Below are 10,619 nucleotides of genomic sequence, written 5' to 3'. Positions count from 1 at the left end.
GTGGCATTCGCCATGCGAGAGTAGGACACTGCCAGGCACCCAATCCAAGAAACCCCGCTCAATGAGCGGGGTTTTTTATTACCTGAAACTCAGAAGGTAGCCTGATTTTTGACCGGCCCTATCTCCTTTCCTCTGTTCTTATTGTTACTCGGCGCTGCTTTCTGGTTCTACAAATAGCCTGATGTTCCGCGTGGTACTCTTTCTTCACTGAACCGCTGTCGCTCTGTATGGCGGCTCTGGCGTAGTCATAACCCACGAATCCTATGCTCGCCTGTACGCTAGGATCTCTTGCTTGCGATCTTTCCTGGGCATCTGCGTCCTGTGTTAGCTGAAGTCTTTCTTTTTGAGCCCTCTGCTTGTCCATGATTTTGTTAGTCGCCCACTGACGTTATGCCAGAGAGTGTGTTGGCTGTGCTAACACGCAGGCGCAGTGGTTGCTGCTTTGGGTCCTTGTTGTTTGGGGTAATAAGGAAATGGGAAGGGATACGCGCAGGAACGCAGAGGTTCGATGTTGATAGGTGATCTTGTGGCAGCTGTTGAGCCCGCAGGTGAGAAGATCAAGAAAGGAGTTGAAGAAGACTAATATGTTGAGATCTATGAGGAGTGGCAAATTGCAGGCAAACAAAAAGCCCACGCAACATGGTTGCATGGGCTCGGTATGAATGGCGGAGGAGGTGGGATTTGAACCCACGGATGGTCGCCCATCGCCGGTTTTCAAGACCGGTGCATTCAGCCGCTCTGCCACCCCTCCGCAGCAGTGCGGCGAATATTACCATGCTGATCCGGCTTGTAAATCCCCGTCCGGTTCGATTGCTGGTTAATTGCACGAAACGACATGAAAAAGTGGCAATCAGGGTGCATCAAGCGCTTTTTTGGCCAGATAACTTGACTTGAAAACAGACTCAACCACTATAGTGGCCTCTATCATATCCTCTGCAAGATAACGTTATGACTATTAAAAATGCCCTGTTTTGCGCGCTGGCTGGCGTGACCCTGCTGGCGACGCCGGTACATGCAAGCGAGCTGACCAAAAGCGATGTCGAGCAAATCGTTCGCGACTATCTGGTCAAGAATCCCGAGATCCTGGTTGAGATGTCCAATGCCCTGCGTGCCAAGCAGGAGAGCCAGCAGGCCGAGAGTGACAAGGCGCTGATTAAGGCTCACTCCAAGCAGCTTTATGCCAATCAGGATCCCGAGATGGGGAATCCGAAGGCGTCGCTGACCATTGTGGAGTTTTTCGATTACAACTGTGGTTACTGCAAACGGGCCCATCCGCTGGTCAAGCAGCTGATGGCGGAAGACAAAGACATCCGGTACATCTACAAGCAGTTCCCCATTCTTAGCGAGTCCTCCTACTTCGCAGCCCGTGCTGCGCTGGCGGTCCAGCTGGGTCAGCCTGACAAGTACCAGGCGTTCCATGAGAAGCTCTATACCCATCAGGGCCCGCTCGCTGATGAAGCACAGGTCAAGCAGTTGGCTGTGGCGGCTGGTGTGAACTGGAGCAAGGTGGAGGCCAAGATCAAGGATGGCAGCATTGACCAGAACCTCGGTACCAACCGTGCGCTGGCTGAAGCGCTCGGTATCTCCGGTACCCCGGCCTTCATCATCGGTGATCAGATCCTGCGCGGTGCCCCCCGTGATCTGGCCAGCCTGAAGGGGTTTATCAAGGACGTGCGTGCCGGCAAGAGCATTCAATAAGCAGTTGTCATGGTCGAGGGCCCAGCGCCCCGGCCAGATACAGAAAGAGGGTCGGTATCACTACCGGCCCTCTTTTTTATTATGTCCTTTGGCACAAGTGGTCGTCGCGAAAGGACCATAACAACGTGCTCAGGACCCGGCCTGTTGGCCTCAGTAACAAGTATTAGCAGAGTCGTTCGGAGTCTATTGATAAATATTTCACCTTGCAGAGGCGTGTCGTGAGCATTGCTTAATTCCGGTCAAGATTTTTTCTGCTGCTTGCCTTAGAATCGCCGCCCGTTGCAGGAGAAACCCCTATGTTAGTTGATATTTTACGGCTGGTTTTTATAGCCGGAGGCCTCGTATTCATCTTTATGCTGGTGCAAGCTTGCTGGCGGAAGAAGCAGAGTGGATCCTTTGAGGCGACCCCCTTCTGGCCGGTGGCGTTGATCGGTGGGGTTGCCAACTTCCTCGATACCCTGGGGGTGGGCAGCTTTGCGGTAAAGACTGCCTGCTACAAGCAGTTCAAGCTGATCGATGATCGGGTACTGCCGGGTACCCTCAATGGGCAGTGCGTGCTGCCGACCGTGACTCAGTCGCTGATCTTCGTCGGTGCAGTCGCAGTGGAGCCGCTGACGCTGATCAGCATGATGATGGCCGCCGCAGCGGGCGCGGCCTGGGGGGCTCGCCATGTGGCCTCGTTTGATCGGCAGACCATCCGGTTGGTGATGGCTATCTCCTTGCTGGTCGTCGCAGGGCTTATCTTTGCCGGTCTGCTGGGGCTTTTCCCTGTAGGCGGCGAGGCGATGGGGCTCAGCGGCTACAAGCTGGCGATCGCCCTGCTTGGCAATTTCATCTTCGGGGTGCTGATGAATGTCGGTATCGGCCTGTTTGCCCCCTGCATGACGTTGGTTTATCTGCTGGGGATGAATCCGCTGGCGGCGTTTCCCATCATGATGGGTTCCACCGCCGTGCTCAGCGTTTTCTCCGCAGGCACTTTTATCCGCAAAGGGGCGTTTGATGCCAAGGCGGTGCTGGCGGTAGCCATCTTTGGCCCCATCGGTGTGGTGCTGGCCGCCATGCTGGTCAAATCCATGGATATGGAGATGCTGAAGTGGTTGGTTGCCTTTATCGTCATCTATACCTCCTGGACCATGTACGCTTCCTGGCGGGCGGCGCGTCGCTCCCTTGTGCAGCTGACGGTGGAGAGCGCAGGCTAGCCTGTACCAGTGCCGCTTCGGCCTTGGCCCCCAGAAAAACATAGAGGCCAAGCGCTAGCAGCAAACCCACCGCACACCCCATCACTCCGACCGCAGGCCAGAGCAGCTCGCTCTGGCCGAGCGAGCCTTTGAACAGCAGCAACAGCCCCTCGATGGAGACCGCGATCAGAATGGCGGCGATAAAGCGGGTGATGGTGCGGCGAATGGCGCTGTGGCGGAAGATATCCTTATGCAGCAGTACCTCCTCTTCCAGAATGGTCTTGCCCAGATCGAACACCGCCAGTGCCAGCGTCAGGAAGATAATGGCGCTAAAGGCGCCGAGCTGGTTCTGCTGCTCGCCGCACAACAGCTGGTAGAGCTGCTCCAGCCCGTGCCAGATCAGGGTGGCGACGATGAGAAACAGCGCCATGCTGAGCTTCACATAGACCGCCTTGAACCAGGGCATGGCGCGGCGGCGCTCCCTGTCCCCCATCAACCAGCCAATCAGCTGATTCAGACAGACGGTGATCTCCCGTCCTTGCCCCTGCACGATAAGGTGCAACCGGTTATGGGCGGCTGGTGCCGCAGGCTGGATGCACATCGGCCCCTGATAATGGTCAATGCTGACGATAAAGGGATACCCCTTGAGCGAGACAAGGGGGGCGCTGAGCAGCCCCTGCAGTAGCGGGGTCAACTCCTCCTGATACTCCTGATAGCGCCGCAGCACATCGATGGGGCTCATCTCTGCCATATGGACCTCGGTGACGTGGGCTCTTGTGGTGAATGTGCAAATAGTGGGCCTGCTTGATGACAGGGATGGCGGGGCAAGTTGCACCAGAGGATGACAAATTGGTGGATGACGAGGGGGGAATGCACCATAAATGGGCGTATTGCCGCCCTGTGTGGTGATGGAGTCTCTGTAATAGAAAAGGGCCCATGACGGGCCCTTTGCGACAACCAGCGGTGATTTAGCCAGCCAGCTTGGCGAAGCTGCGCTCGGCGGCGGCCAGGGTGTGTTCAATCTCCTTGTCGCCGTGAGCCAGCGACAGGAAGCCCGCCTCGTAGGCGCTCGGCGCCAGATAGACGCCCTCTTCCAGCATTAGATGGTAGAAGCGCTTGAAGCGTTCCATATCGCAGCGAGTGACCTGCTCGTAGCGGGTGATTTCGTTCTCTTCGGTGAAGAAGAAGCCGAACATGCCGCCCACATAGTTGATGGCGAGCGGGATGCCGTGTTTGGCGGCGGCCGCTTTCAGCCCTTCTGCAACCTGCGCAGTCTTGGCGCTCAGCTGCTCATAGAGGCCCGGCTCCAGCAGCAGATCCAGCATGGTCAGACCGGCTGCCATGGCCACCGGGTTGCCGGAGAGAGTACCCGCCTGATAGACAGGGCCGGTCGGTGCGATGTGCTGCATCACCTTCTTCTTGCCACCGAAGGCGCCCACCGGCATGCCGGCACCGATGATCTTGCCAAGAGTGGTGAGATCCGGGTCGATGTTGTAGTGACCCTGAGCACCGCGCAGAGAGACGCGGAAGCCGGTCATTACTTCGTCCAGGATCAGCAGGGCGCCGAACTCGTCACAGATGGCGCGCAGCCCTTCCAGGAAGCCGGGCACCGGCGGGATGCAGTTCATGTTGCCAGCGACCGGCTCGACGATGATGCAAGCGATCTCGCTGCCGTACTGGGTGAAGGCTTCGCGTACCGACTCCAGATCGTTGAACACGCAGGTGAGAGTGTGTTTGGCGAAATCGGCCGGAACGCCCGGGCTGTTGGGTTGACCCAGGGTCAGGGCGCCGGAACCTGCCTTGACCAGCAGGGAGTCGGCGTGGCCGTGGTAGCAACCCTCGAATTTGACGATCTTGTCGCGGCCGGTGTAGCCACGGGCCAGACGAATGGCGCTCATGGTGGCTTCGGTGCCGGAGTTCACCATCCGCACCTGCTCCATGGAGGGGACGATCTGGCGGACTTTCTCGGCCATCAGCACTTCGATCTCGGTCGGCGCACCGTAGCTTAGCCCTTTCTCAACGGCCTTGATGACGGCGGCCTTGATGGCTGGGTGGTTGTGACCCAGCAGCATGGGGCCCCAGGAGCCGATGTAATCCACGTAGGCCTGACCATCCACATCATAGAGATAGGCGCCATCGGCGTGATCGATGAAGCGGGGCGTGCCGCCGACCCCATTGAAGGCGCGGACCGGTGAGTTGACGCCACCCGGAATGGTCTGGCGGGCCTGTTCAAACAGCTGATCTGATTTTGACATGGATCATCCTTAATGGGATTTTGGTCGTCACACAAGGGATTGCAGCCGATTGAGACTCGGCAGGCCGGAGCATCAGGAGTATGCTTTGCGCTCTCGCCACCCGGACTCTCGGTCTGCTCCCGTGACAAAAATTTAACGGGCCGACTATAGCAGAAAGCCCCAGCCCTGGGCAGCCGAGCAACGCGCCGGGTGATCCTGATCTCAGCTAGCTGACGATATGGTTTTTCCAAGTTGGTGTAACAAGATGGCGCAACAAGCTCTCTCCTCTGAACCCGAAACCGCTTCGCGGGGGCCGCTTTCCCGCATTATCCGGCAAGACAAGATGCCCTTGCTGGTTCTGTTGCTGGCGGCGCTGGTCGGCACCCTGGCCGGACTGGTGTGCGGCCTGTTCGAATCGGGAGTCCACTGGCTGGCAGAACAACGTATCGCCTTGCTGGCCGACCGTCCCTGGTGGCAGCTCGGTCTGCTTGGCTTTGGCTTCAGCGCCTTACTGGGATTTGTCGGTTACTTCCTCACCCATACCTTTGCCCCGGAAGCGGGTGGTTCCGGCATTCCCGAGATCGAGGGGGCGATGGACGATCTGCGCCCGGTGCGGTGGTGGCGAGTGTTGCCGGTCAAGTTTTTCGGCGGCATCTGTACCCTGAGCTCCGGTATGGTGCTGGGGCGGGAAGGGCCTTCGGTACAGATCGGCGGCAACCTCGGCAAGATGGTGGCGGATATCTTCCGGCTGCCCAAGGAGCATGGCCATGCCCTGTTGGCCGCCGGTGCGGCGGGCGGTCTGGCGGCAGCCTTCAATGCGCCGCTGGCGGGCATCCTGTTCGTGATGGAGGAGATGCGGCCGCAGTTTCGCTACTCCTTTCTGGCCATCAAGGCGGTGGGGATCTCCGCCATCATGGCGACCCTGATGCTGCAGAACATGAAAGGGCAGGGGGCGGTGATCACTCTACCCCACTACGATGCGCCAGCCCTCAAGGCGCTCTGGCTGTTCCTCTTTATGGGGGCCACCTTCGGGGTGCTCGGTTTTGTCTTCAACAAGCTGGTGCTGGCCTGTCAGGATGGCTATCTGGCGTTGCATCAGAACAAGCGCCACCGTTTCGTGGCCATCGGCATGGTGGTCGCCGGAACGTTTGGTGTGCTGTCGTTGTTTGCCCCCTCGGTGACGGGCGGCGGCACCGAGCTTATTCCTCATCTGATGGGGGATGAGTATGCGATGGCGACCCTGTTCCTCATCTTCTCGGTGCGGCTGGTTGCGACCCTCATCTGCTTCTGCTCCGGTGCCCCGGGCGGGGTGTTTGCGCCGACCTTGGCGTTGGGCACCCTGTTTGGCGTGGTGTTTGGCCATCTGTTTCATGCGGCGTTTCCGGAGCTTGGCATCGAGCCCGGCGCCTTTGCCATCGCCGGAATGGGGGCGCTGTTTGCTGCCACCGTGCGTGCCCCCATCACGGGTATCGTGCTGGTCACCGAGATGACCGACAACTATCAGCAGATCCTGCCGATGATGATTACCACGGTCGGGGCGACTCTGGTTGCCCAGTGGCTGGGTGGCCGGCCCATCTATTCCCAGATCCTGGAGCGAACTTTACGGCTCGCCGCGCGTCAAAAGCGGGGTGATGGCAGCGCCACGGCCAGTTAATTTTTCCCTTTATCGCCTTTGGCCTCGGTCAGGGCGGTATAGTGAAGGGAGAGGCGCTGCCGTAAATGGCGTGATAACGGGATGAGGGGCTATGTCCAATCTATTGAAGTTATTGGTCGTGTTAGCCGTTGGCGGGCTCATCGGTTACTTTGTCGGGAACCGTCAGGAGCTGGCCCAGAGCAGTCTGTTGGTGGTGCAGCAGGAGACGCTGGATCGTCAGGGCAAGGCCATCGGCCAGCTCAAGACCGAGTTGGGGGTGAAAGATACCCAGCTGGCGACCCAGAAAGCGGCCTTCGAGCAGTTGCAGACCACCCTGAAGAGTCAGGAGGCGCAGGTGCAGGAGCTCAAGCGCCAGCTGGCCTTTTTCGAGCGGATCATGCGCCCCACCGGCGAACAGGTGGGGGTGGTGATCGACAACCTGACCCTGCAGGAGACCAGCATTCCCGGTCGTTACCACTATCGTCTAGCCCTGACCCAGCCCGCCAAAAAGCGGGAGCTGTTCCGTGGTCAGGTGCAGATCCGGGTCGAGGGGAGCCTGGCCGACAAGCCGAAGACGCTGACCGGTCGCGATCTCGGAATGAAGGTGAGCGAGTGGCGTTATGCCCTGCGTTATTTCCAGCTGCTGGAAGGGAATTGGCAGTTGCCGGAAGGCTTTGTGCCGGATCGGATCCGTGTCACCATCAACAAGGATGGCAGGCAGCCGGCGCAAGAGCTGCTGGTTGAGTGGGGCGAGGTGATCAAGCCGCTGGTCGCCGCGCCGCCTGCTCCGGTTCCCGCTGCCGGTTAAACGTGGTGAATACTTGAACTGAATGGTCGGGTATTGGATAATTTCGCGGTTTCCATGTTTGTGGATCTAATGGTTGTGAGGTCAGTAATGAGTGCAGTAGCAGAAGCCCCGCTGCCCATCCAGATGACGGATGCGGCGGCCAACAAGGTGAAGAACCTGATCACCGAGGAAGAGAATCCCGAGCTGAAGCTGCGGGTATACATCACGGGTGGGGGCTGCTCCGGTTTCCAGTATGGCTTTACCTTTGATGAGAAGATCAACGACGGGGACACCGTAGTCGAGAAGAATGGCGTCACCATGGTGATCGATCCCATGAGCCTGCAATATCTGGTAGGTGGCAGTGTGGATTACACCGAGGGTCTGGAAGGTTCACGCTTCACCGTGACCAACCCCAATGCCACCACGACCTGTGGCTGTGGCTCCAGCTTCTCCATCTGATCGGCGTTATCGGTCTGATGAAACGGCTCTCGGCAACGAGGGCTGTTTTTGTTTGTGGTGATCAGTTAGCTCCATCAAACAGCATTTCTCTGAAACAACAAAGGCGCCTCGATGGCGCCTTTGTTGTTTGCAGGATGGCTTAGCGGGAGCTTGCTGCCGCGACCAGCGGGACCCGATTCACTGCCTTGCCCATGTAGGCGAGGGTGATGGTCACAATGATGCAGGTGAAGCTCAGCCACATGTAGGGCAGGTAGTCGAGGGTTGCCACCCCCAGAACCCCGGCCATGAAGATGCCGTTGTCGCTCCAGGGCACCATGCCGCAGGTGAGGGTGCCGCCAAACTCGGCGTTGCGAGAGAGGTTCTTGCGCGCCAGTCCCAGTCGGTCGTAGTTCTTGGCCATGATCTTGGGAGTCAGGATCAGCGACACATACATGGCCGAGCCAAACACGTTAGCCAGAAACGCGGTGCCGATGGTGTGGCTGGTCAGGCTGCCGACGCTGTTGATGCGCTTCTCGAAGGCGCTGGCGATCACTTCCAGAATACCGACCTTCTCCAGCAGGCCGCCAAACCCGAGACCGAAGATGATGACCGCAACCGAGCCCAGCATGGACTCCATGCCGCCGCGACCGAGAATGTTGTCGATAAAATCGATGCCGGAGGTGATGGCAAACGGACTATAAGCCGAGTGCATCGCCTTGACCGGATCCATGCCTTGGAAGGCGATGGCCCAGATCAGGCCCAGCAGGGCGCCGAAGCTGATCACCGGGAAGGCGGGCTTGCGATTGGCCAACAGGCCCAGAACCAGCACCACCGGTACTATGGCCAGCGGGGTGATGTTGAACTGGTTGTCGAGGGCCTCCATCACCAGATTGACCTGCTCCAGGCTGACATTGCCCGAATACTGCATGCCCACCACGGTGAACAGCACGGCGGTGATGACATAGGAGAGCAGGCTGATAGGCAGCATCCCCTTGATATGCTCCACCACGTCGACGTTGGACATGGTCGAAGCCAGCACTACTGAGTCGGAGAGCGGAGAGAGCTTGTCACCGAAGTAGACGCCGGAGAGCACGGCACCGGCTACCAGCGGCGCAGGCACGCCGAGGCTGTGGCCGATCCCCATCATGGCGATACCGGCGGTGGCGGCAGAGCCCCAGGAGGTGCCGGTGGCCAGCGAGGTCAGGGAGCAGATGATCAGGGTTGCCAGCAGGAAGATGGACGGATGGATCACCTTGAGGCCGAAATAGATGATGCTGGGAACAATGCCGCCGGCAATCCAGGTGCCGACCAGGGCACCGACGGAGACCAGGATCAGGATGGCCCCCATTCCCTTGGCAACGCCGTCAACGGCTGCCTGTTCCAGGGATTTGTAATCGTGGCCGAGTTTGATGCCAAGCCCCATGATGACGAACCAGGCGATGAACAACGCCAGCTGGATCGGCAGATCGAGCACGCTGGTGAACGAGAATGCCAGGGCCAGGAAAATGGCCAGACAGGCAAACACCTGTGCCATGCCCGGTAGTCGGATGTGGTTTTGTTGGTTTTGCATAGATACTTCCTAAACTCTTGCTCGCCAAGGTCACTCCCTCTCGTCCTGTGGATACATCGATCCCGAGGAGGCAACCCAAAAAGAGGCCGCAATCTACCACAAACCCGGCGGGTTAAAGCCCCATCAAATTGGCAAAAATGCACATTTGATTGAAAAAATCACAAATTAGTTGATCTCATAACCCGTTTTTGAGCGGCCTGTTGACACAAAGGGTCACATACGAAGCTTTCCTGTGACGCCACTTGCATCCCCAGCAGATGAAGATGATAATTATTATCAATTGTTGATTGGGGAGAAAACAATGCGCTGGATATTGCGGGGTATGATGTTGCTGGTGGCGGTGGCCGTACTCGCATGGGGTCAGGATAAAGAGTACGGCACCTGGAGTGCCGGTTTTCTGCTGGCTGCCTGGGTGATGCTGGAGCCCGGATTGCGGCCCGCCTTGATCTTGCTGCCAGTGGCCGGGTTGACCGGTATCGTTACCCTGCTCTGGCAGCAGCCCTGGTTATGAGCTTTTGACGGGAGCCTGCTTGATCTTCTGCTGTGCCACCTTGAGCGATTCGACCACCAGCTTTTCCATTTCGGTGCGCTTGGCGTCGGTCAGGAAGTAGATCATGTCGACATTGTGGCGAATATAGTGGGCCGGAAGCTGGTTGAGGGTGAGGCAGCAGAGGTCGGCCATCTGATCGCTGTTGAGCTTTTGCTGCAGCCCCTGTTTCTCAATCTCCTTGAGCACCAGATGTTCGTAAAAGTTGTGAATGTCGGTATCCAGTATCATATGCGTTCCTTGGCATGACGATGAGCGGTGAGTCGTCAAAAGCATAGCCATAACAAGGAGTAAAAACAAAAGGCCCATCACTTTCGTGATGGGCCTTTTGCGCAATGAATGGTGCGAAGAGAGGGACTCGAACCCTCACATCCGTGGGACACTAACACCTGAAGCTAGCGCGTCTACCAATTCCGCCACCTTCGCACACTGATTTTCTCCAGCTGGTTTTTAAATGCGGTTGGAGCGCATTGCTCTGTTTTTACATGTCAGAAGCATGGTGCGAAGAGAGGGACTCGAACCCTCACACCCGGG

General features: G+C 58.1%; 10 protein-coding genes and 2 tRNA genes. 6 read left to right on the top strand and 6 right to left on the bottom strand.

Annotation, left to right across the window (positions count from 1 at the left end; genetic code table 11):
* Window positions 1-663: 663 nt before the first annotated feature.
* Window positions 664-751, bottom strand: a tRNA-Ser gene (locus L972_RS12470).
* 197 nt (window positions 752-948) lie between these two features.
* Between L972_RS12470 and L972_RS12465 the strand changes: the two genes are divergently transcribed.
* Together L972_RS12465 and L972_RS12460 are read left to right on the top strand one after the other, a co-directional pair.
* Window positions 949-1,698 (top strand): DsbA family protein, encoded by a 750-nt coding sequence (locus L972_RS12465; protein ID WP_047438584.1) that lies wholly within the window; start codon window positions 949-951, stop codon window positions 1,696-1,698.
* Window positions 1,699-1,994: 296 nt separating this feature from the next.
* Entirely contained in the window at window positions 1,995-2,897 is a 903-nt protein-coding gene (locus L972_RS12460) for a sulfite exporter TauE/SafE family protein (RefSeq protein ID WP_047438582.1), read from the top strand.
* Here L972_RS12460 and L972_RS12455 read toward each other — a convergent pair.
* Together L972_RS12455 and hemL are read right to left on the bottom strand one after the other, a co-directional pair.
* Window positions 2,812-3,627: a hypothetical protein gene (locus L972_RS12455; RefSeq protein WP_047438581.1), complete on the bottom strand. Its 816-nt coding sequence runs from the start codon at window positions 3,625-3,627 to the stop codon at window positions 2,812-2,814. The two genes, L972_RS12460 and L972_RS12455, sit on opposite strands and share 86 nt — an antisense overlap.
* A 217-nt stretch (window positions 3,628-3,844) precedes the next feature.
* Window positions 3,845-5,131, bottom strand: a complete 1,287-nt coding sequence (hemL, locus tag L972_RS12450; RefSeq protein WP_047438580.1) for a glutamate-1-semialdehyde 2,1-aminomutase — start codon at window positions 5,129-5,131, stop codon at window positions 3,845-3,847.
* A gap of 244 nt (window positions 5,132-5,375) precedes the next feature.
* Between hemL and clcA the strand changes: the two genes are divergently transcribed.
* The 3 genes from clcA to erpA all read left to right on the top strand — a co-directional run bounded on the left by clcA (window position 5,376) and on the right by erpA (window position 7,989).
* Entirely contained in the window at window positions 5,376-6,764 is a 1,389-nt protein-coding gene (gene clcA, locus L972_RS12445; protein ID WP_047438578.1) for a H(+)/Cl(-) exchange transporter ClcA, read from the top strand.
* 91 nt (window positions 6,765-6,855) lie between these two features.
* Complete coding sequence (locus tag L972_RS12440) at window positions 6,856-7,551, top strand: DUF6776 family protein (protein ID WP_005343032.1); 696 nt, start codon at window positions 6,856-6,858, stop codon at window positions 7,549-7,551.
* Window positions 7,552-7,638: 87 nt separating this feature from the next.
* Window positions 7,639-7,989 carry an iron-sulfur cluster insertion protein ErpA gene (gene erpA / locus L972_RS12435; RefSeq protein WP_005340225.1) on the top strand — a complete coding sequence of 117 codons (351 nt, stop codon included), beginning with the start codon at window positions 7,639-7,641 and terminating at the stop codon, window positions 7,987-7,989.
* Between the two features lie 139 nt (window positions 7,990-8,128).
* Here the strand turns inward: erpA and nhaC are convergent, their stop codons facing one another.
* Window positions 8,129-9,538, bottom strand: coding sequence for a Na+/H+ antiporter NhaC (gene nhaC / locus L972_RS12430; RefSeq protein WP_047438574.1), 1,410 nt, complete (start codon window positions 9,536-9,538; stop codon window positions 8,129-8,131).
* 301 nt (window positions 9,539-9,839) lie between these two features.
* Between nhaC and L972_RS12425 the strand changes: the two genes are divergently transcribed.
* Window positions 9,840-10,049, top strand: a complete 210-nt coding sequence (locus L972_RS12425) for a hypothetical protein (protein WP_005357820.1) — start codon at window positions 9,840-9,842, stop codon at window positions 10,047-10,049.
* On the opposite strand, the gene L972_RS12420 is transcribed toward L972_RS12425, so the two are convergent.
* Both L972_RS12420 and L972_RS12415 read right to left on the bottom strand, forming a co-directional pair.
* Window positions 10,044-10,316 carry a late competence development ComFB family protein gene (locus L972_RS12420; protein WP_005343036.1) on the bottom strand — a complete coding sequence of 91 codons (273 nt, stop codon included), beginning with the start codon at window positions 10,314-10,316 and terminating at the stop codon, window positions 10,044-10,046. The two genes, L972_RS12425 and L972_RS12420, sit on opposite strands and share 6 nt — an antisense overlap.
* Before the next feature lie 109 nt (window positions 10,317-10,425).
* Window positions 10,426-10,511 (bottom strand) — tRNA-Leu (locus L972_RS12415).
* Window positions 10,512-10,619 lie beyond the last annotated feature (108 nt).

Origin of the sequence: Aeromonas sp. ZOR0001, from assembly GCF_000801015.1 — a bacterium.
GTDB classification, from domain to species: domain Bacteria; phylum Pseudomonadota; class Gammaproteobacteria; order Enterobacterales; family Aeromonadaceae; genus Aeromonas; species Aeromonas veronii.
This window is presented reverse-complemented; position numbering and strand designations above follow the sequence as displayed.

What these genes read in the sequence shown, in the direction of transcription:
- L972_RS12465 (WP_047438584.1), top strand. Translation starts at nt 949, where the DNA reads ATGACTATTAAAAATGCCCTGTTTTGCGCGCTGGCTGGCGTGACCCTG.
- L972_RS12460 (WP_047438582.1), top strand. Translation starts at nt 1,995, where the DNA reads ATGTTAGTTGATATTTTACGGCTGGTTTTTATAGCCGGAGGCCTCGTA.
- L972_RS12455 (WP_047438581.1), bottom strand. Translation starts at nt 3,627, where the DNA reads ATGGCAGAGATGAGCCCCATCGATGTGCTGCGGCGCTATCAGGAGTAT.
- hemL (WP_047438580.1), bottom strand. Translation starts at nt 5,131, where the DNA reads ATGTCAAAATCAGATCAGCTGTTTGAACAGGCCCGCCAGACCATTCCG.
- clcA (WP_047438578.1), top strand. Translation starts at nt 5,376, where the DNA reads ATGGCGCAACAAGCTCTCTCCTCTGAACCCGAAACCGCTTCGCGGGGG.
- L972_RS12440 (WP_005343032.1), top strand. Translation starts at nt 6,856, where the DNA reads ATGTCCAATCTATTGAAGTTATTGGTCGTGTTAGCCGTTGGCGGGCTC.
- erpA (WP_005340225.1), top strand. Translation starts at nt 7,639, where the DNA reads ATGAGTGCAGTAGCAGAAGCCCCGCTGCCCATCCAGATGACGGATGCG.
- nhaC (WP_047438574.1), bottom strand. Translation starts at nt 9,538, where the DNA reads ATGCAAAACCAACAAAACCACATCCGACTACCGGGCATGGCACAGGTG.
- L972_RS12425 (WP_005357820.1), top strand. Translation starts at nt 9,840, where the DNA reads ATGCGCTGGATATTGCGGGGTATGATGTTGCTGGTGGCGGTGGCCGTA.
- L972_RS12420 (WP_005343036.1), bottom strand. Translation starts at nt 10,316, where the DNA reads ATGATACTGGATACCGACATTCACAACTTTTACGAACATCTGGTGCTC.